Below are 19326 nucleotides of genomic sequence, written 5' to 3' on the forward strand. Positions count from 1 at the left end.
AACGCAGGGGGTCCGTCATGTCCTACACGATTGAGCAGATCGCAGATGCGCTTGGGGCCACGGCCCTGGGCGATGTTTCCGTCACCGTTGCCGGCGTGTCCGAACCGGCCGACGCCACGGCCCGGGACCTTGCCCTGGCAATGAAGCCCGAATACGCCCAGACCCTGTCGCAGGGCGCGGCGCGCGCCGCGCTGGTCTGGGACGGGGCCGACTGGCAGGCGCTGGGACTGGAGGCCGCCATCGTCGCACCGCGTCCGCGCTACGTGATGTCGGGCCTTTCCACCCTGTTCGACCCCGGCCAGGGCTGGGACGACGGCATTCACCCCTCCGCCGTGATCCACGACACCGCCAGCCTTGGCGACAATGTCTCCGTCGGTCCGCTCGCCGTGATCTGCGCCGGTGCCCAGATCGGTGCGGGCAGCGTCATCGGGCCGCAAAGCTTTGTCGGCACGAGTGCGGTTCTGGGGGAAAAGGCCTTCCTGCGCGAAGGCGCCCGCATCGGCGCCCGCGTGGTCATCGGCGACCGCTTCATCGCGCAGCCCAACGCGGTGGTGGGTTCAGACGGGTTTTCCTATGTCACGCCGGACGTCTCGGGCGTCGAACGCGCGCGCCAGTCCCTCGGCGACCAGGGGGAAATCGCGGCGCAGTCCTATGTGCGCATTCAAAGCCTTGGCTCGGTGCGCATCGGCGACGATGTGGAGGTCGGCGCCCATGCCTCGCTGGACCGGGGCACAATCCGGGACACGGTGATCGGCGACCGCACCAAGATCGATAACCTCGTCCAGGTCGGCCACAACTGCGTCATCGGCACGGACTGCCTGCTGTGCGGCCTTGTCGGTCTGGCCGGGTCGGTCAAGGTCGGCAACAACGTCGTGCTGGCCGGGCAGGTGGGCGTGGCCGACAACATCTTCATCGGCGACAACGTCATCGCCGGCGGCGGCACCAAGCTTTTGTCGAACGTGCCCGCCGGCCGCGTCATGCTCGGCTACCCGGCGATGAAGATGGACACCCAGATGGAGGTCTACAAATACCTGCGCCGCATCAAGCGGCTGTTTGCCGATGTCGCCGACCTCAAGAAAGCTGTTTCAAAACCGGATCAGAGTGACTAAAGCGGTTCGCGAAAAGAACGGGGTGCAGCATGGATACCAAGGACAAGGTCATCGACATCATTGCCGAGCAGGCGGTGCTGGAGCCGTCTGACGTCACGATGGACAGCACGCTGGAGGAACTGGGCATCGACAGCCTCGGCCTCGTCGAAAGCATTTTCGCCATCGAGGAAGCCTTCGACATCTCCGTGCCCTTCAACGCCAACGCGCCCCAGGAAAGCGATTTCGACATCTCGTCGGTCGCCTCCATCGTTGCGGGCATCGAAAAGCTGGTGGCGGAACAGAAAGCGTGAAGCGGGTCGTCATAACAGGCGCGGGCACGATCAACGCGCTGGGGACGAACGTGCCCGAAACGCTGGAGGCCATGCGCGAAGGCCGCTCGGGCATTTCCGAGCTCGACATCCGCGATGTCGACCGGCTGGCCATCAAGATCGGCGGCCAGGTCAAGAATTACGAACCCGAGGAACGCTTCAACCGCCAGCAACTGGCGCTCTACGACCGTTTCACCCAGTTCACCCTTATCGCCGCCCGCGAGGCCATTGCGCAATCCGGCCTGAAGTTCGACGGCGAAATGGCCGCGCGGGCCGGCGTGGTGCTGGGCAATTCGGGCGGCGGCATGACCACGCTCGACGAGAATTACCGCTCGGTCTACGAGGAGGGCAAGAACCGCGTTCACCCCTTCGTCGTGCCCAAGCTGATGAACAACGCCGCGGCCAGCCACGTGTCAATGGAATTCAACCTCAAGGGCCCGTCCTTTACCGTCTCGACCGCCTGTGCCTCGTCGAACCACGCCATGGCGCAGGCGTTCCAGATGGTCCATGGCGGCCTCACCCCGGTGATGATCGCGGGCGGGTCTGAATCCATGCTCTGCTTCGGCGGGGTCAAGGCCTGGGAAGGGCTGCGCGTCATGTCCAAGGACGGCTGCCGCCCGTTTTCCGCCAACCGCAACGGCATGGTCCAGGGCGAGGGCGCGGGCATCTTCGTCTTCGAGGAACTGGAACACGCCAAGGCGCGCGGCGCCGAGATCCACGCCGAAGTGGCCGGCTTCGCCATGTCCTCGGACGCCGCCGACATCGTCATGCCCTCCAAGAACGGCGCGTCGCGCGCCATCGCGGGCGCCTTGCAGGATGCGCGGATCAACGCGTCGGAGGTGGGCTATATCAACGCCCACGGCACCGGCACCGCCGCCAATGACAAGACCGAAAGCGCTGCCGTCGCGGATATCTTCGGCGCCCATGCCGACCGGCTGATGATCTCGTCCACCAAGTCGATGCACGGCCACCTGATCGGAGGCACCGGCGCGGTCGAGCTTCTGGCCTGCATCATGGCCCTGCGCGACGGGGTCATTGCGCCCACCATCAACTATGACGAGCCCGACCCCGAATGCGCCCTCGACGTGGTCCCGAACGAGGCGCGCGAGGCGTCGGTCGAAGTGGCGCTCTCCAACGCCTTCGCCTTCGGCGGCCTGAACGCGGTGCTGGCGCTCAAGCGGTTCGCCTGACGGCGTTCGTTGGCGTTCCGGGGCGGTTTGGCGGGACGAAGCGGACGGTGGGTTGTTAGGGGCCGCGAATCGACGGGCCGCGGCGCGGCGATCCTGCAGTTGTTCTACCGCAATTTATCCCTGCCAAATCCGGAAGACTTTCGAGCGAAGCACCCGGCCTCACCAAATCGCCGTGCCGTGGGTGCGGCCCGGCGATGCGCGGCGGCGCGGCAAGCCGCACCTCGATTCCGCGCGGGTACTTGGTCGCCAAAGCGGGACGGAGCGCACGGCTGAACGAACCGCTATCCATCTGCAGGGTTCGTATCTAGAGTAAATTCATCAATTTTAATCGGAGAATGCATGAGACCTCACCCGTTTTTTCAAGGATAGAAAATCCCAAAAACTCACAAATTGGGCGGTTTCAATCTCAAATCACTTGGCATCTCGGAAAACGAGCGAGACTATTCGGCGATTATGGAAAGCGTTGCGAACATTCATTCAGCGGCACCGCAATTGACATGGCCAAAAGGACTTACGCTGGAAAAAAATCTAGTCGATTTGGCTTGGCACCAAAAGGAGTTTGAGGCCCAGCGGAGCTTTGCATGGATAATCGAAGATGGCAGCGCCGAATATCTGGGCTGTGCCTACGTGTACCCATCCATAGATGGATCACGATCTGCGGATGTTGCTTGGTGGTGGCGTCACGGGTATCGGGCCCAACACGACGATTTCGAGAATCTTTTTTTAGGCTGGCTCAAAAGCGAAGAATGGCCGGACCTAGAGTATCGAAAAATCACCAAGTAATCCCGAGCCTGGATCTGGCACTAGGAACTTAGTCTGCTTCAGATTCTAAGCCGACTCTGCGCCCCGCGCTTGCTCATCGTCATTGTCATGCCATCAAAAGCAGAAACGAAAAACGCCGCCCCGGGGGGCGGCGCTTTCCAGGTCCGGAACGGTGACGTGTCTCAGTTCTCCAGAACCGACACCTCGTTATACGCGGCGGTAAAGCCCGACAGCGACGCCTCGATCTCGACCACCTGGTCAGGCGCCTGTGCCGGGATCAGCGTCAGGCGGGCGGCGGCACCGGCCTGGAACGCGTCGATATCGGCCTGGGTAAAGCCGATCCGGGCAAAACATCCGCCCATCGAGCAGAACGAGTAATTGTAGTTCTTGGCCTTGCCGCCATCGACCGAGATCTTCAGGCCCTGCGGCAGCAGCGTGCCCAGCGGCACCGCGATCGTCGCGCCGGCCACCGCCTGGCCTTCGTTCGGCAGCTTGAACAGGCTGAACTCGGCAACCGGGTTGCCACCTTCCTCGCGCAGCAGCTGGTACATCTGGCAAGGATCCTCACCAGCCTCGCTGCGGAAGCACTGAAGCTGCCAGTCGCCATATGTCTCCTTCACATAGGACGGCGGCTCCTCCGCCTCGCGGCCCAGGTCCAGCCCGGTGGCCGGGTCGGTGCCCGCCTCACCGGCGGTGTCCTCATCCGTACCGGCGGCGCCGTCCTCTGCGCTGTCCGTTTCGGTCGTCTCACTCTCGGTGGCTTCCGTCTCGGAGCCTTCCGTCTCGGTGGCCTGCGTTTCGGTGTCGGCACCGTCCGTCTGTACGGCTTCCTGTGCGGTCAAAGCCGTTCCCAGTCCCAGAAGGGCGATCAAGGGAAGGCTGTGCAGAATCTTGGTCATGTGGACCCCATTTTCTTGTATGAAATCAAGCTGTGTGCGCTCTAACATGGGTGCGCCGGCATGTCAGGATAAAACCGTAACGCCGACGGCGGCGCAAGGCGGATTTTCGCCGTGATTTTGGTTGGGATCCTCCATCGTATCGCCTTGAAACAACGGCAAAACCCCTGTCCGCAAAAAGGAAAAGAGACCCGTAAGGTCTCTTTCCCAATTCTCCCTGCCGGACTGGCCGACTTATCTATTGAACAGACGCTAGGACAGTTCTGTCGACCCGTCAACAGGCAATGATTAAAAAAACTTATCAAGCCATAACAACGATCTAGCACGCTTAGGTTGCAACGCCTCAGCGCCGTGAAAAAAAGGCCGCACCCGAAGGCGCGGCCAGTCTGACAGGGAGGAAGTCGCCCCGGGCCAAGAGGACATGAGGCCCGGAGCGTGATAAACACTGGCAGACAATCGTTAATTTTGTATGGTCGCATCGTGAAATAACTTGGGCAAAGGGGCAGGGGCTTGGAAAACAAGGTTTTCTTGGGCGGTGGCGGCGTCGATTACGCCGAGAAACAGGGGCTGGCCCTGAAATACGCCAACCGTCACGGGCTTATCGCCGGGGCCACCGGCACGGGCAAGACCGTCACGCTGCAAATCCTGGCCGAAGGCTTCTCTGCCGCCGGCGTCCCTGTGTTCCTGTCGGACGTGAAGGGCGACCTCTCGGGTCTCGCCGCCGCCGGATCGGCAGATTTCAAGCTGCACGAGGCGTTCACCAGCCGCGCCCAGACCATCGGTTTTGACGACTACACCTATGACAGCTTCCCGGTCACCTTCTGGGATCTTTTCGGCGATCAGGGCCACCCCGTCCGTGCCACCGTGGCCGAGATGGGGCCGCTGCTGCTCAGCCGCCTGATGCAACTGACCGAGGCACAAGAAGGCGTGATGAACATCGCCTTCCGCGTGGCCGACGAACAGGGGCTGCCGCTCTTGGACCTCAAGGACCTTCAGGCGCTTCTGGTCTGGGTGGGCGAGAACTCCGGCGAGCTTTCCCTGCGCTATGGCAACGTCTCGCGCCAGTCCGTGGGCGCGATCCAGCGCTCGCTTCTGGTGCTGGAAAACCAGGGCGGGGCGCAGTTCTTCGCCGAACCCGCGCTGGAGCTTTCGGACCTCATGACCACCGCCCCCGACGGGCGCGGGCAGGTTAACATCCTTGCCGCCGACAAGCTGATGGGCGCCCCGCGCCTCTATGCCACCTTCCTGCTGTGGCTTCTCAGCGAGCTGTTCGAGACGCTGCCCGAGGTGGGCGACCCCGACAAACCCAAGCTGGTCTTCTTCTTCGACGAGGCGCATCTGCTGTTCGAGGACGCCCCCAAGGCGCTGATCGACAAGGTCGAGCAGGTCGCCCGCCTGATCCGCTCCAAGGGCGTCGGCGTCTATTTCATCACCCAGAACCCCGACGACGTGCCCGAGGATATCCTGGGCCAGCTCGGAAACCGGGTGCAGCACGCCCTGCGCGCCTTCACCGCCCGCGACCGCAAGGCGCTGGAACGCGCCGCAGAGACCTATCGCCCCAACGACCGCTTCGACACCGCCGACGCGATCCGCGACGTGGGCACCGGCGAGGCGGTGACCTCGATGCTGCAGGAGAAGGGCGTGCCCGGCATCGTCGAGCGCACGCTCATTCGCCCGCCATCCTCGCGGCTTGGCCCCATCGACGACGCGGCGCGCGCCGGCGTCATCGCCGCCTCGCCGGTGGCGGGCAAATACGAAAAGGTCATGGACCGCAAGTCCGCCTACGAAATCCTTGCCGAACGTGCCGCATCGGCTGCGCAAGAGGCCGAAAAGGCCGAGGCCGCCGCCGAAGACCAATCCACCGCCGAGCGCGAATTCAACGCCGGGCGCCGCTATTCCGGCAGCCGCGTCGACCGCTCCTCGTCGCGCGGACGCAAGAAAAGCGAGGGCATCGGCGACGCGGTTCTGGGCGCCGTGGTCAAGGAACTCAAAGGCACCACCGGCCGCCGCATCGTGCGCGGCATCCTCGGCGGCCTCTTCAAGGGCCGATGACGTAGGGTGGGTGAAAACCCACGCGCGATGCCATGTTTGCTCGCATCCACTGGCTGCGGCCCGGCCCCCCGCCGGGCTTGGAAACTCCACCGACGCGATGCTACTGAAATACCGACGCGATACCGACCCGCCGTTTTCGCGGATCCGAGCGGCCCCGATTCCGCTATCGGCCGACGCGTTCGAGGTCTTCCAGCAGCGCCTCCGACATCTTCCGCGCCCGCCGCACCCGGCTTGGCGACAAGCCCCGCGTTTCCACCCGCAGGAGCGCCTCGACCGCGATGAAAAAGGGCAGGGTCAGTTCACGTTCCTCCGCCGACAGGCGGAAGGCATCGGCAAAGGCGATGAACCCCTGCTTGTCGACGCCAAGATACATCTCTCCCGACGGGATCATCGCCCGGCGTCCCATATGCATCAGGAACCGCGCCATGTCCTTGTAGATGGGCGCCGGGCGCGACCCGCCGCAATCAATCCCCGTGACAAGATTATCGTTCACTATCAGGTTGTTGGGATGGAAATCTCCATGCGACACGGCAAAGCGCCACTGGCTGTCCTGCAGCTGCGGCACCAGGCGCTGGATCTCTGACAGGATCGGCTTCTCGACCCGTTTCAGGCGGTTGAAGGCCTGGGCTTTCGCCGCCCGTTCCGCCCGCTTGGCCCAGCCGGCGGGCTGGGCGTTGGCCTGCGTTTCGGAGCACTCGGTGTAGGCCCGCAGCCACCGCGCAGCCGGTTTCAGGTAGCGCGCGCGCTCGTCCTCGGCGGCGCCATAGATCCATTTCAACAGCGGCGTGCCGGGCACGTCGGCCACCGCCAGCACACCGCAGTCCGGCGCGCAGGCGAGCGGGGCACAGACCCGCAACTCCCCCTCGCGCATCTGCGGCCAGATCCGGCAGATTTCCTCCCAGTCCCGCGCACAATCCGCCACCCCATCCAGGTAGACGCGAAAGACCGCCGGACGGTCGTCCAGCAGCCCGCGTGCAACAATCCGCTTTTCCGCAACATGCCGGATCAACTCCGTCGCCCGAGCCTTTGAAAAGTCTTCGTTTTCCGCGCAAGCCACCGCAAACTGCCGGCTCATGAAATCGCGCATCTCAAGGTCTGGCATCATGTCGGCGGAGGGTGTGGAGGACATCTTCATGCCGTCATAATTTCCCATGCCCCGAAGACCGTCAACCGAATTGAAGCCCACCGCCCGCGGCGCTATGGTGCCTGCAAAATTACCGTGCAAGGGACCACGCAATGGATGACGACGCGATCAACACCCTGTCTTTCGAAGAGGCCATGAAAGCGCTCGAGGATGTCGTCACGCGGCTCGAGCGTGGCGACGTCCCGCTGGACGAATCCATCGCGCTCTACGAGCAGGGGGCGAAACTGAAAAAACGCTGTGAAACCAAGCTGAAAGAAGCCGAAGAGAAAGTGGCGGCGATCACGCTCGACGGCGACGGCACGCCCAAGGGCACCACGCCGGTCGAGGGACTCTGATGCTGCAGGCCGCTCTGGCCGAGGACGCGGCGGCCATCCAGACCTGCCTCGACGCCCAGATCACCGGGGATCTGCCGCTGCACGCCGCGATGCGCCACGCGCTGTTCGGCGGCAAGGCGCTGCGCGGATTTCTGGTGATGGAAACGGCCCGTTTGCATGACGTTAACCCTTCTCGGGCAGTCTTTCCCGCGTCGGGGATCGAGGCGATGCACGCCTACAGTCTCGTGCATGACGACCTGCCCTGCATGGATGACGACGATCTGCGCCGGGGCCAGCCCACCGTCCACGTCAAATGGGACGAGGGCACCGCAGTCCTGGTAGGCGACGCGTTGCAGTCGCTGGCCTTCGAGATGGCCGCGCATCCCGACGGCGCCGCCACGGCCGAGGCACGTGCGGACCTTGCGCTGACGCTCGCGCGGGCGGCCGGAAAGGACGGCATGGTTCTGGGCCAGGCCCTTGATATTGCGGCGGAAACCACGGCGGACCCACTGACGCTCGACCAGATCGTCGCGTTGCAGGACGGCAAGACGGGCGCGCTGTTCGGCTGGGCCGCCAGTGCCGGGGCCGTCATGGCCCGCGCCGACACCGCGCCGCTCGTGGCTTATGCGCAGGCGCTCGGCCTCGCGTTCCAGATCCAGGATGACGTCATCGACCGGACCGGCGATGCCGCCGCCGCGGGCAAGGCCGTGGGCAAGGACGCGGCCGCCGGCAAGGCGACCTTCGTGTCGCTTCTGGGCCTCGACGAGGCCAAACACCGTGCCGCGGTCCTTGTTGACACAGCCTGTGACAGCTTATCTGAGTACGGAGCACGGGCCGACCGCTTGCGCGATCTGGCCCGCTTCGTTATCTCGCGGCAAAGTTAGCCGCCCGGCCAAGGCCGGCAGCCACATTCGAAGGAGCGGCGACGCGTGACACGCCCCCAGACCCCCTTGCTGGACACCGTTTCCAGCCCTGCCGATCTCAAGCGCTTTTCCGATGCCGAGCTGCGCCAGCTGGCCGACGAATTGCGTACCGAGACCATCGCGGCAGTCTCCGAGACCGGCGGGCACCTTGGCGCGGGCCTTGGCGTAATCGAACTGACGGTGGCGCTGCACCACATCTTCGACGCGCCGCGCGACAAGATCATCTGGGATGTCAGCCACCAGTGCTATCCGCACAAGATCCTGACCGGGCGCCGCGACCGTATCCGCACCATTCGGCAGGAGGGGGGCCTCAGCGGCTTCACCAAGCGCTCTGAAAGCCCCTATGACCCGTTCGGCGCCGCGCACAGCTCCACCTCGATCTCCGCCGCGCTCGGCTTTGCCGTGGCGCGTGACCTTGGCGGCGCCAGCGAGACCGGCCACGGTGACGCTATTGCCGTCATCGGAGACGGCGCGATGTCGGCGGGCATGGCCTTCGAGGCGATGAACCACGCAGGCCACCTGAAAAAGCGCCTGATCGTGATCCTGAACGACAACGAGATGTCCATCGCGCCGCCGGTGGGGGCGCTGTCATCCTACCTGTCCCGCCTCTACGCGGGCGAGCCGTTCCAGGAATTCAAGGCCGCCGCCAAGGGCGCGGTTTCGCTCTTGCCCGAACCGTTCCAGATGGGCGCGAAGCGGGCCAAGGAAGTGCTCAAGGGCATGGCCGTGGGCGGCACCCTGTTCGAGCAGCTGGGCTTCAGCTATGTCGGACCCATCGACGGGCATGACATGGACCAGCTGCTGCCGGTGCTGCGCACGGTCAAGGCGCGCGCCAGCGGTCCGATCCTGATCCACATGATCACCAAGAAAGGCAAGGGCTATGCCCCGGCCGAAAGCCGCCGCGACGGCGGGCATGCCACCGCGAAATTCGATGTCACGACCGGCGAGCAGAAGAAATCGCCCTCGAACGCGCCCAGCTACTCCAAGGTCTTTGCCGAGGCGCTTCTGAAACATGCCGCCGAGGATGACCGCATCTGCGGCGTGACCGCCGCCATGCCGGACGGTACCGGGCTGGATCTGCTGGAAAAGCGCTATCCGTCGCGCTGCTTCGATGTCGGCATCGCGGAACAACACGCCGTCACGTTTTCAGCCGGGCTTGCCGCGGGCGGGATGCGGCCGTTCTGCGCGATCTATTCCACCTTTCTGCAACGCGGTTTCGACCAGGTGGTGCACGATGTCGCCATTCAGCGCCTGCCGGTGCGCTTTGCCATCGACCGCGCGGGGCTGGTGGGGGCCGACGGCGCAACCCATGCCGGCAGCTTCGACGTGGCCTACCTGTCGAACCTGCCGGGCTTTACCGTGATGGCCGCCGCGGACGAAGCCGAACTGGTGCACATGGTCGCCACCGCCGCGGCCCATGACAGTGGGCCGATCGCATTTCGCTACCCGCGGGGCGAGGGCGAGGGGGTCACCATGCCCGAACACGGCGAGGTGCTGGAGATTGGCAAGGGTCGCATGATCCGCGAAGGCTCCCGTGTTGCGATATTGTCTTTCGGCACGCGTCTTGGCGAGGTGATGAAGGCCTGCGAGGGGCTGGGGGCGCGCGGCATCACGCCGACCGTGGCCGATGCGAGGTTCTCGAAACCGCTGGACACCGACCTGATCGACCAGTTGGCCGCCGATCATGAAGCGCTGATCACCATCGAGGAAGGCGCCATCGGCGGGTTCGGCAGCCATGTTGCACAGCACCTGGCCGAGCAGGGCGTGTTCGACGAAGGCTTCAGGTATCGTTCGATGGTCTTGCCCGACATCTTCATCGACCAGGCAACCCCGACCGACATGTACGCGGTGGCGGGCCTTAACGCCGCGCAGATCGAAGCAAAAGTGCTGGACGTGCTTGGCGTGGGGAATATCGCGGGCAAGCGCGCGTGAGAAACGGGCGCGGGAATTTTACCAATTAAATTTTACCAATTAAACAATTCACCTACAGGAAGAACTTAATCTTCCTGGGTGGACTTTACCGATATGCCTTGTTCCAGTGCCCTCGCCAAGTTGTTGACGCCGCTTTGCGCGTAAGTGATCGCGCCAAGGCACATCCAGGTGATCGCGGCGGCGATCACCATCCATTCGACAGTCACGACGCCGTCTTCCTCGGCGCAGAAGGTTTTGAAAACGGAAAACATGGCAGCGACTTTCCTTCGACATTTCATTTCCGGCATTTGGCCGGTTTCAACTCAAACCTATTGGTCGACCCCTTCGACGGTCTTGCTTCCGACGGATGTCTTGACCGAGTCGGCCAGCCCGAAAGTTCCATCGGCGGCCGTGGCGATCGTCAGGCATCCAAGACAGATCACGCTGAACGCCAATACGATCCAGTCAACGCTCACGACGCCGGTATCATCGGTCATGAAGTGTCGTAGATAGCTTGGCATATGTGGCCGGCCTTCCTCGTTTCGTGGTCTTGAGACGCGGCAGCAGCGCCGCACCTCGGTTAACGAAATCTAAAATCGACGCCAAATGGGGCGGAAATGAGGCAAATGGGGCGAAAGCGCGGTTCTGGCGCTTCGGAACGCCGAATTCGCGCCGTTTTTCGCCGATCAAAGTTGTCAATCGAGGCCGAGGTTCGAAACTGTAAACCGTGGTGAAACAACAGGGGCAATTCAGGCGGCCAAAAGCCCTTTGTTCGCCGCATTGTTCGAATCGAAGTTAACGCACCCCGACACCACCCTGCCAAGTCAGCGCAGCCGTCTGTCGGGTGGCCGCTTTGCGCTTTGATTTCTTACGTCCGCACGCTGTTGACGCCGTGAGTTTCAGGTTCAACACCGATCTGGGGTCCCTTCATGAGGACTACGACCGGGCCCGCGGGACGGCTCACACCGAAAGCCGAGCCGCCTGACTGCCGCGCTCGCGATAGGGCGTGGTGTTGTAATGCGAGCGGTAGCATTTCGAGAAATGCGAGGGCGAGGCGAAACCGCAGGCCAGCGCCACGTTGATCACCGTCATGTCGGTTTGCATCAGCAGGTTCCGGGCCTTTTGCAGGCGCAGTTCCATGTAGTACCGCTTGGGCGACCGGTTCAGGTAGCGCCGGAACAGCCGCTCCAGCTGCCGCGTGGACATGGCAACCTGCTTGGCCAAGATCGCCGGGCTGATCGGCTCTTCGATATTACTTTCCATCATCTGGATGACCTGGCTCAACTTGGGGTGCCGGACCCCGATGCGCGTGGGGACGGACAGCCGCTGCGTGTCCTGGTCGGTTCGGATCGAGGAATAGATCATCTGGTCGGCGACCGCGTTGGCCAACTGCTCGCCGTGGTCGTCGGCGATGAGTTTCAGCATCAGGTCGATGGACGAGGTACCGCCCGCCGTGGACATGCGGTTGCCGTCCACGACGAAAACCGACTTGGTCAGTTCGACCTCGTCGAACTCCTCGACAAAGCTGTCGTGGTTTTCCCAGTGAATCGTCGCGCGTTTGCCATCCAGCAGACCGGCCTTGGCCATGACGTAGGACGCGGTGCAAAGCCCGCCGATCCGCGGTCCCCGACGCGCCTCGCGTCGCAGCCAGTTCAGCAGCTTCTTGGTCGCCGCTTTCTGGATATCGGACCCGCCACAGAGCAGCACGACGTCCTCGCGGCGCAATTCGTCCAGATCGATGTCCACCTTGAACCGCGAGCCGGCAGAGCACGACACAGTGCCGTCTTCATCGGCCTCGCCCGACATCACCCATTCATACAGGGTTTCACCGGCCATGCGGTTCGCAATACGAAGACAATCCAGCGCCGAGGCAAAACTCAGCAGCGTGAAATTCTCCAGCAATACGAAAACGAAACGCTTCGGACCAGACGTGGCGTCGCCGCTCGTTTTTTTCGCTTCCGCGCGCATGTTCGCTACTCCCTGCGCAGTGGCGTATCGGTCAGGTCTTCCACGAAAACCCTGAGGTTGGCAAGAGAGCCGCAGTCAATTTCCGACATATTCCGTCGAACCTGTATGGTGTCCGGGGGTCGGCTTTAGTATAGACGGGTCTCGAAACTCGATGAGCGGAGAGAAAAGATGAGCAATTGGCAGAAGTCTGACTGGCGCAGCAAGCCGCGGATCCAGATGCCCGACTATACCGATGCAGAAGCCCTGCAGGCGGTCGAGTCGAAGCTTTCCAAGTACCCGCCGCTGGTGTTTGCAGGAGAGGCCAGGCGTTTGAAGAAACAGCTTGGCGCGGCATCGCGGGGCGAGGCTTTCCTTTTGCAGGGCGGTGATTGTGCCGAGGCGTTCGATCAGTTCTCGGCCGACGCGATCCGCGACACGTTCAAGGTGATGCTGCAAATGGCGATGGTGCTGACCTATGGTGCCAAGGTGCCGGTGATCAAGGTCGGGCGCATGGCCGGCCAGTTCGCCAAGCCCCGGTCTGCCCCGACCGAGGTCGTCGGCGGTGTGGAACTGCCCAGCTACCGCGGAGACATCATCAACGAGCTGGCCTTCACGCCCGAGGCGCGCATCCCCGATCCGGCGAAGATGCTTCAGGCCTACACGCAGGCGGCGGCCACGCTGAACCTGATACGGGCCTTCTCGACCGGCGGGTATGCTGACGTGAACCAGGTGCACGCATGGACGCTGGGCTTTACCGACGGCGAAAAGGCGGAGCGCTATCGCGAGATGGCGTCGCGGATTTCCGACACGCTGGATTTCATGCGCGCCGCGGGCGTCGACAGCACCAGCGCGCACACGCTGCACACGGTGGAGTTCTACACCTCGCATGAAAGCCTGCTGCTGGAATACGAGGAGGCGCTGGCTCGCGTCGACTCGACCTCGGGCAACTGGCTGGCGGGGTCTGGCCACATGCTGTGGATCGGCGACCGCACGCGCCAGCCGGACGGGGCGCATGTGGAGTTCCTGAGCGGTGTTCTGAACCCGATCGGGCTGAAATGCGGTCCGTCCATGGAAGAGGACGACCTGAAAAAGCTGCTGGCCAAGCTGAACCCCGAGAACGAGGCCGGACGGCTGACGCTGATCGCGCGGTTCGGTGCGGGCAAGGCGGGGGAGCATCTGCCGCGCCTGATCAAGACCGTGCGCGAAGAGGGCGCCAACGTGACTTGGGTCTGCGACCCGATGCATGGCAACACGATCAAGTCGGCCTCGGGCTACAAGACGCGCCCCTTCGACAGCGTCCTGCGCGAAGTGCAGGAGTTCTTCGGCGTGCACCGGGCCGAGGGCACCATCCCCGGCGGCGTGCATTTCGAGATGACCGGACAGGACGTGACCGAATGCACCGGCGGCGTGCGGGCCGTCACCGAAGAGGACCTGTCGGACCGTTACCACACGGCCTGTGACCCGAGGCTCAATGCCTCGCAGGCGCTGGAACTGGCCTTCCTCGTGGCACAGCAACTGTCGGACCTGCGCGAAAGCCGGGCCGAGCAAAAGGTCGGCTGAACCGCCTCGAGACGGAAACGGAAAAGGCCGGCGCAGACGCGTCGGCCTTTTTGCGTGGAGCATCGGGCAAACGGCCGCAACACGCCGTTCGCCTTCGGTTACCGAAGACGTTGGAGGGGTCCGTCTGTCGCCGTCAGCGCGGCGTCAGAACCAGCTTTGCACGCCGCGCGATGCGCCGGAGATGTCCCGGCCGACACCCTCGATCGTGGCACAGCCCGACAGGGCCGCGGCGATCAGCGTGAAAACAGCGATTTTCCTCATGATATCTGCTCGATTGTTACTGTCGTTTTTATTTTTCATTTGCCTCTGACCACCAGACCTCGGGGAGGAACCAGATCCCGTCCCCGTAGACCGGCAGTCGGTCAGCAGGATATTTTAAGTGGCTGAGATGCGCAATCCGGCCGACGGCATACTCGTGGATCGGAATGACATAGCGACCTGAAATCAACACCCGGTCCAGCGCCCGCACCGCGGCGGTGAAGTCTTCGCGGCTGGTGGCGTTGAGCATCGTGTCGATCATCGCCTCGGCGGCGGGGGATTTCATGCCCATGACGTTCCGGCTGCCGGGAATGTCGGCATACTCGGCGCCCCAGTAGTAGATCTGCTCGTTCCCGGGGCTGAGCGAGAAGGCGCGGCGAAAGAAGGTGAGGTCGAAATCGAAATTCTGCTCGCGCTCGTTATACTGGGCGGGGTCTGTCGTCTCGATCGCCAGGTCGATGCCCAGCCGTTCCAGCGCCTGAGCGTAGATTTCCATGTAGGTGGCGGCCTGCTGCAACAGGCCGTCCTGCCGCAAGAGCACGGTCAGGTTCAGCGGAGCGCCCTCGGCATTGCGCAACTCGCCATCCACGACGGTCCAGCCGGCCTCGTTCAGCAGGTTCATCGCCTTGCGGATGTTGCCACGGTTGCGCTTGGTGCCGTCTCCTTCGGGCACGGTGTAGCCTTCGAGCGCGCCGGGCAGAAGCGTGTCGGCGTAAGGCTCCAGAAGCTCCCGCACGCGGCCCGAAGCCGGGCCGTCTCGCATACCCAATTCCGAGCCCGAGAAATACGAGGTGATGCGCGGCTGGCGCCCGCCGGTGAGCGTGTCGTTGATATACTCGAAATTGAAGGCCAGGATCAGCGCCTCGCGCACGCGCCAGTCATCGAGCGGCGCGCGGCGGGTGTTGAAAACGAAGCCGGTCATGCCCGAGGGCGTGCCCTGCGGAATTTCCGACAGGGTGACGGCGCCGGACTGAACGGCGGGGAAGTTATACTGCGACGCCCATTTCTCGGCATTCAACTCGCGGACGTAGGAAATGGCTTGGGCCTTGAAGGCCTCTTTCAGCACCGCATCGTCGCCGTAGAACTCGATACGGATTTCGTCGAAATTGTTGGTGCCGCGCCGGAAGGCCAGGTCCTTGCCCCAGTAATCGGGGTTGCGCCGCAGGGTCACGTGACGCCCGACCTCGTAATTCTCGACCACGTAGGGCGACGAGCCGATGGGCACGTCGGCCAGCGCGGCCTCGGAGAAGTCCTTGCCCTCCCATTGGGCCTTTTTCAGGATCGGGCGCAGGCCGGCGATGAGGGCCAGTTCGCGGTCCTCGGTGTTGAAGGTCAGCCGGACGCTGCGCGGGCCGGTCGCTTCGATCTTTTCGACCTTCTGCCAGAAGCCGCGATAGCGCCCGTGGCCTTCCGTGCCGATGGTCTCGTACGACCAGATCACGTCGTCGACCGTGACGGGGGTGCCGTCGGAGAACGCGGCCTCTTCGCGCAGGGTGAATTCGACCCAGTCGCGGTCGGGGCCGGTCTCGACCGATTCGGCCAGAAGACCGTAGAGCGAGAAGGGTTCGTCATAGGATCGCCCCATGAGCGACTCGTGCGTGAGGTAGCGCAACTGCCAAGGCGGCTCGCCTTTCTGGACGAAAGGATTGAGGCTGTCGAAGCTGCCGACGTTGCCGCTGACCAGCCGGCCGCCCTTGGGCGCGTCGGGGTTGGCATAGGGCAGGGACACGAAATCTGGGGGCAGGGCGGGGTCGCCGTACATAGCTATGCCATGCGAAGGCTCGGCAACGCCCGGATTGGCCGCAAAACCAGCGGCAAGAATCGCGATTGCGCGCAGCGCGCGGTGGAAAAATTCTGGTCCCATTTGGGCAACAATCCTGCTCAGGCCTTATTTGTCTGACCAACGACGTTAAAGGCGGATTTACGTCTTTTCAAACTTTTAGCTTGGATCATCACGGCGAATTGCGTATAAAGGGTGCACTGCTCGATAGGTTTCTTGCCTGTATGAAACCTGCCTCAATAACTTAACGCCGGCCTTGTGCCGGCGTTTTTTTTACGCGAACGGCAGTTTTTTCTCAACATCGCAAACATGCGCCCATAGGCGCCGAAACCCGTGTATGGCAGGTTTTCAACGACCCGCGAAACGCGCTAGGTCTGGCGCGAAAGTTTAACAGGAAGGTGCTGCACCATGTCTCTCGCCGGAAAAACCGCCATCGTCACCGGATCGACCTCGGGAATCGGTCTTGGAATCGCCACCTCCCTGGCCGAGGCCGGAGCGCGCGTCGTGCTGAACGGTCGGGCCGCGCGGGACGAGAATTACGAGATAGCGGAAAAAATTCGTAAAGATACCGGCGCGGAGGTCGAATTCATCGCCGCGGACATGAGCGACCCGGAGGCCTGCCGGAAGCTGATCGAAGAGGCGGGTGACTGCGATATCCTGGTGAACAACGCCGGTGTGCAGCACGTGGCGGGCATCCCGGATTTCCCGGTCGAGAAATGGGACCAGATCATCGCCGTGAACCTGAGTTCCGCCTTTCACACCACCGCCGCCGCCCTGCCGGTGATGCGCGAACGGGGCTGGGGCCGGGTGATCAACATTGCCAGTGCCCATGGCCTGACCGCGAGCCCGTTCAAATCGGCCTATGTGGCCGCCAAGCACGGCATCGTCGGCCTGACCAAGGTGACGGCGCTGGAGACCGCGGAGGAGCCGATCACCTGCAACGCGATCTGCCCCGGTTACGTGATGACGCCGCTGGTCGAAAAGCAGATCCCGGACACGATGGAGAAATACGGCATGGGCCGCGAGGAGGTGATCCGCGAGGTGATCCTGGAGCGCCAGCCGTCCAAGCAGATGGCGACGGTGGAACAGATGGGCGGCACGACGGTCTTTCTGTGCTCGCCGTCGGCCGAGCAGATCACCGGCACGACCATCAGCGTGGATGGCGGCTGGACGGCGCTGTGATCGGGCCATCCGAGGGGCCAGCCCCTCGGGCTCCCCGGGATATTTGAAGCCAGAGGAAGAGAGCGTGACGTGAGCGGCAAGAGGATCAATCTGGCCTTGCAGGGCGGGGGCGCGCACGGGGCTTTCACATGGGGCGTGCTCGATCGCCTGCTGGAGTCGGAAGACGTTGAAATTGCCGGGATTTCAGGCACCTCCGCCGGGGCCTTGAACGGCGCCGCGCTGAAGGCCGGCATGCTGGCCGGGGGCCGGGAGGGCGCGCGGGAGAACCTCGATTGGCTGTGGGCGCAGATGGGCGCGGTGGAGGACCCGCGCCTGCCGGCGTGGATGACCGGGCACCTGCCCGGCGTCGGCACGCTGAGCGACGTGCTGGAGCTGTCGCCGGTCTATACCCTGGCCGATGCGGCCAGCCGGGTGGTCTCGCCCTATGCCTATGGCCCGTTCTACGTGAACCCGCTGCGGCGGGTCGTGCGGCGGTTCGCCTATGACAAAGTCTGCCGCGTCTGCGAGCCGCAGTTCTTTGTCGGCGCGACCAACGTGCATACCGGCAAGATCCGGGTGTTCGAGGGCGACGGGATCACCGATGACAGCCTGCTTGCCTCGGCCTGTCTGCCGACGCTGTTCCAGGCGGTCGAGATCGACGGGGCGCATTACTGGGACGGCGGCTATAGCGGGAACCCGGCGCTTTTCCCCTTGTTTCGCAAGGACTTGCCGGATGACATCGTCGTCGTGAACATCAACCCGATGGTGCGGGACGAGGTGCCGAAATCGCCGCAGGAGATCCAGAACCGGATCAACGAGATCAGCTTCAACGCCGCGCTTTTGCGAGAGTTGCGGGCGATCCATTTCGTGCAGGAGCTGATGGATGCGGGGACCATCGCGGAGGGTGCGATGAAGCGGGTTCGGGTGCACATGATTGCCGATGACGCGCTGATGCGGGACCTGTCGGTGGCCACGAAACTGGTGCCGACTCCGCCGGTGCTGGACCGGCTGAAGCAGGCCGGGCGGGCGGCGGCGGAGAGGTTCCTGGAGACGGGCTTCGGGGATGTCGGACAGCGCGACAGCGTGGATCTGAAGGCGATGTTCGGCTGAGTCGGATCGGGCCGGTCAACGGCGCCGGACAGGCCGAAACGGGACGTCGGTATCGCGTCGGTATTCCAGTGGTATCGCGACGGTGCGCCTGATCGCGTTTCGCCCGGTCGAGGCGCCGTCCGCTGCGTTTGGCAATTCGCAGGGATTTCAGTGTTCGCTGTCGGACGGGACCGCCTTGCCGTTCTGGCCCGGATAGACGAGGCCCGCGGAGATCACCAGCTTGGCCGCGTCCTCGATCGACATGTCCAGCTCGATCACGTCCGAGCGCGGAAAGAACAGCAGGAAGCCCGAGGTCGGGTTCGGCGTGGTGGGCACGAAGACGCTGAGCATGTCCTCGGATATCTGGGCCTTGTCGGCGACCTCGCCCTTGGCCTGGGTCGAGATGAAGCCGACGGCCCAGATGCCCTTGCGCGGATACTGTATGAGGCAGGCCTTCTCGAAGCTGCGCTCGGACTGGGCAAAGACCGTCTCGGCGATCTGTTTGACGCCGGAATAGATCGAGCGGACCACGGGCATCCGGTCGACCAGGCTTTCGCCGTAGCGGATGAGGGAGCGGCCGATGAGGCCCTTGGCGACCCAGCCGACGAAAAGCGTGAACACAAGAAAGACGATCACGCCGAGGCCGCGGATATTGAAATGAACCCAGTCGGCGTCGTCGGGGCGGGTGTTGCCAAGAACGAAGCGATTGACCAGGTATTCCGGCTGATAGATGTCAGGGACGAAGGGCAGAACGAAACCGTCGACCCAGCCGACCAGTGTCCAGATCAGCCAGATTGTCAGAACGACCGGGGCAATCACAACGATGCCGGTCAAAAAGCTGGCGCGCAGCCCCGCAAACCGTCCGGGTTTCTTGGGCGGTGGCGGGGGATCGTCGTCGAAAGGGGTGTTCATGAGAGCCTTC

At 63.5% G+C, this 19326-nt stretch carries 19 protein-coding genes; 11 read left to right on the forward strand and 8 right to left on the reverse strand.

All coding sequences use genetic code 11. The annotated features are described in order from the left end of the window. Window positions 1–17: 17 nt before the first annotated feature. From lpxD to FIU89_RS09960, 4 genes are all read left to right on the forward strand, one after another. Window positions 18–1109 carry a UDP-3-O-(3-hydroxymyristoyl)glucosamine N-acyltransferase gene (gene lpxD / locus FIU89_RS09945; protein WP_152492443.1) on the forward strand — a complete coding sequence of 364 codons (1092 nt, stop codon included), beginning with the start codon at window positions 18–20 and terminating at the stop codon, window positions 1107–1109. Between the two features lie 29 nt (window positions 1110–1138). After that, window positions 1139–1399, forward strand: a complete 261-nt coding sequence (locus FIU89_RS09950) for an acyl carrier protein (protein WP_152492444.1) — start codon at window positions 1139–1141, stop codon at window positions 1397–1399. After that, a complete protein-coding gene (locus tag FIU89_RS09955) occupies window positions 1396–2607 on the forward strand; it encodes a beta-ketoacyl synthase (RefSeq protein WP_152492445.1) in 1212 nt (403 codons plus the stop codon). The genes FIU89_RS09950 and FIU89_RS09955 overlap by 4 nt, the downstream gene beginning before the upstream one ends. 390 nt (window positions 2608–2997) lie before the next feature. Continuing rightward, complete coding sequence (locus FIU89_RS09960; protein WP_152492446.1) at window positions 2998–3390, forward strand: hypothetical protein; 393 nt, start codon at window positions 2998–3000, stop codon at window positions 3388–3390. 161 nt (window positions 3391–3551) lie between these two features. On the opposite strand, the gene FIU89_RS09965 is transcribed toward FIU89_RS09960, so the two are convergent. Beyond that, window positions 3552–4268 (reverse strand): invasion associated locus B family protein, encoded by a 717-nt coding sequence (locus FIU89_RS09965; protein WP_172978080.1) that lies wholly within the window; start codon window positions 4266–4268, stop codon window positions 3552–3554. Between the two features lie 507 nt (window positions 4269–4775). Between FIU89_RS09965 and FIU89_RS09970 the strand changes: the two genes are divergently transcribed. Continuing rightward, entirely contained in the window at window positions 4776–6317 is a 1542-nt protein-coding gene (locus FIU89_RS09970) for a helicase HerA-like domain-containing protein (RefSeq protein WP_152492448.1), read from the forward strand. A 163-nt stretch (window positions 6318–6480) separates the two neighbouring features. Here the strand turns inward: FIU89_RS09970 and FIU89_RS09975 are convergent, their stop codons facing one another. Continuing rightward, window positions 6481–7470, reverse strand: coding sequence for a phosphotransferase (locus FIU89_RS09975; RefSeq protein WP_152492449.1), 990 nt, complete (start codon window positions 7468–7470; stop codon window positions 6481–6483). Between the two features lie 83 nt (window positions 7471–7553). On the opposite strand from FIU89_RS09975, the gene FIU89_RS09980 reads away from it, so the two are divergent. From FIU89_RS09980 to dxs, 3 genes are read left to right on the forward strand one after another with little or no spacing between them, the layout of a single operon-like run. Next, entirely contained in the window at window positions 7554–7796 is a 243-nt protein-coding gene (locus FIU89_RS09980) for an exodeoxyribonuclease VII small subunit (RefSeq protein WP_152492450.1), read from the forward strand. Then, window positions 7796–8659 (forward strand): polyprenyl synthetase family protein, encoded by an 864-nt coding sequence (locus FIU89_RS09985; protein WP_152492451.1) that lies wholly within the window; start codon window positions 7796–7798, stop codon window positions 8657–8659. Before FIU89_RS09980 ends, FIU89_RS09985 begins: the two co-directional genes overlap by 1 nt. Before the next feature lie 45 nt (window positions 8660–8704). Further along, the gene (dxs, locus tag FIU89_RS09990; RefSeq protein ID WP_152492452.1) at window positions 8705–10630 is read left to right on the forward strand and encodes a 1-deoxy-D-xylulose-5-phosphate synthase; all 1926 of its coding nucleotides are present in this window, start codon (window positions 8705–8707) and stop codon (window positions 10628–10630) included. Between the two features lie 65 nt (window positions 10631–10695). On the opposite strand, the gene FIU89_RS09995 is transcribed toward dxs, so the two are convergent. From FIU89_RS09995 to FIU89_RS10000, 3 genes are all read right to left on the reverse strand, one after another. Then, window positions 10696–10881: a hypothetical protein gene (locus tag FIU89_RS09995; protein ID WP_152492453.1), complete on the reverse strand. Its 186-nt coding sequence runs from the start codon at window positions 10879–10881 to the stop codon at window positions 10696–10698. A 57-nt stretch (window positions 10882–10938) separates the two neighbouring features. Next, entirely contained in the window at window positions 10939–11106 is a 168-nt protein-coding gene (locus tag FIU89_RS22270; protein ID WP_172978081.1) for a hypothetical protein, read from the reverse strand. 463 nt (window positions 11107–11569) lie between these two features. After that, window positions 11570–12577 carry a GlxA family transcriptional regulator gene (locus FIU89_RS10000; protein ID WP_152492454.1) on the reverse strand — a complete coding sequence of 336 codons (1008 nt, stop codon included), beginning with the start codon at window positions 12575–12577 and terminating at the stop codon, window positions 11570–11572. Window positions 12578–12745: 168 nt separating this feature from the next. Here FIU89_RS10000 and FIU89_RS10005 point away from each other — a divergent pair, with 168 nt between their 5' ends. Then, a complete protein-coding gene (locus FIU89_RS10005; RefSeq protein WP_152492455.1) occupies window positions 12746–14116 on the forward strand; it encodes a class II 3-deoxy-7-phosphoheptulonate synthase in 1371 nt (456 codons plus the stop codon). Between the two features lie 144 nt (window positions 14117–14260). Here the strand turns inward: FIU89_RS10005 and FIU89_RS10010 are convergent, their stop codons facing one another. Together FIU89_RS10010 and FIU89_RS10015 are read right to left on the reverse strand one after the other, a co-directional pair. Then, a complete protein-coding gene (locus tag FIU89_RS10010; protein WP_152492456.1) occupies window positions 14261–14377 on the reverse strand; it encodes a lipoprotein in 117 nt (38 codons plus the stop codon). Window positions 14378–14405: 28 nt separating this feature from the next. Beyond that, on the reverse strand, window positions 14406–16238 hold the full coding sequence (locus FIU89_RS10015) for an extracellular solute-binding protein (RefSeq protein WP_152492457.1): 1833 nt from the start codon (window positions 16236–16238) through the stop codon (window positions 14406–14408). A 324-nt stretch (window positions 16239–16562) separates the two neighbouring features. On the opposite strand from FIU89_RS10015, the gene FIU89_RS10020 reads away from it, so the two are divergent. Next, entirely contained in the window at window positions 16563–17336 is a 774-nt protein-coding gene (locus FIU89_RS10020) for a 3-hydroxybutyrate dehydrogenase (RefSeq protein WP_152492458.1), read from the forward strand. Between the two features lie 69 nt (window positions 17337–17405). After that, window positions 17406–18425, forward strand: coding sequence for a patatin-like phospholipase family protein (locus FIU89_RS10025; RefSeq protein ID WP_152492459.1), 1020 nt, complete (start codon window positions 17406–17408; stop codon window positions 18423–18425). A gap of 147 nt (window positions 18426–18572) precedes the next feature. On the opposite strand, the gene FIU89_RS10030 is transcribed toward FIU89_RS10025, so the two are convergent. Next, window positions 18573–19316: a DUF502 domain-containing protein gene (locus tag FIU89_RS10030; protein WP_152492460.1), complete on the reverse strand. Its 744-nt coding sequence runs from the start codon at window positions 19314–19316 to the stop codon at window positions 18573–18575. Between the last annotated feature and the right edge of the window lie 10 nt (window positions 19317–19326).

Source organism: Roseovarius sp. THAF27 (genome assembly GCF_009363655.1).
Taxonomy (GTDB): Bacteria; Pseudomonadota; Alphaproteobacteria; order Rhodobacterales; family Rhodobacteraceae; genus Roseovarius.

Coding starts and splice junctions, on each gene's coding strand:
- FIU89_RS09965 (WP_172978080.1), bottom strand. CDS start 4,268: ATGACCAAGATTCTGCACAGCCTTCCCTTGATCGCCCTTCTGGGACTG.
- lpxD (WP_152492443.1), top strand. CDS start 18: ATGTCCTACACGATTGAGCAGATCGCAGATGCGCTTGGGGCCACGGCC.
- FIU89_RS10000 (WP_152492454.1), bottom strand. CDS start 12,577: ATGCGCGCGGAAGCGAAAAAAACGAGCGGCGACGCCACGTCTGGTCCG.
- FIU89_RS09975 (WP_152492449.1), bottom strand. CDS start 7,470: ATGGGAAATTATGACGGCATGAAGATGTCCTCCACACCCTCCGCCGAC.
- FIU89_RS10020 (WP_152492458.1), top strand. CDS start 16,563: ATGTCTCTCGCCGGAAAAACCGCCATCGTCACCGGATCGACCTCGGGA.
- FIU89_RS10010 (WP_152492456.1), bottom strand. CDS start 14,377: ATGAGGAAAATCGCTGTTTTCACGCTGATCGCCGCGGCCCTGTCGGGC.
- FIU89_RS09995 (WP_152492453.1), bottom strand. CDS start 10,881: ATGTTTTCCGTTTTCAAAACCTTCTGCGCCGAGGAAGACGGCGTCGTG.
- FIU89_RS09980 (WP_152492450.1), top strand. CDS start 7,554: ATGGATGACGACGCGATCAACACCCTGTCTTTCGAAGAGGCCATGAAA.
- FIU89_RS10005 (WP_152492455.1), top strand. CDS start 12,746: ATGAGCAATTGGCAGAAGTCTGACTGGCGCAGCAAGCCGCGGATCCAG.
- FIU89_RS09950 (WP_152492444.1), top strand. CDS start 1,139: ATGGATACCAAGGACAAGGTCATCGACATCATTGCCGAGCAGGCGGTG.
- FIU89_RS10015 (WP_152492457.1), bottom strand. CDS start 16,238: ATGGGACCAGAATTTTTCCACCGCGCGCTGCGCGCAATCGCGATTCTT.
- FIU89_RS09985 (WP_152492451.1), top strand. CDS start 7,796: ATGCTGCAGGCCGCTCTGGCCGAGGACGCGGCGGCCATCCAGACCTGC.
- FIU89_RS22270 (WP_172978081.1), bottom strand. CDS start 11,106: ATGACCGATGATACCGGCGTCGTGAGCGTTGACTGGATCGTATTGGCG.
- FIU89_RS10030 (WP_152492460.1), bottom strand. CDS start 19,316: ATGAACACCCCTTTCGACGACGATCCCCCGCCACCGCCCAAGAAACCC.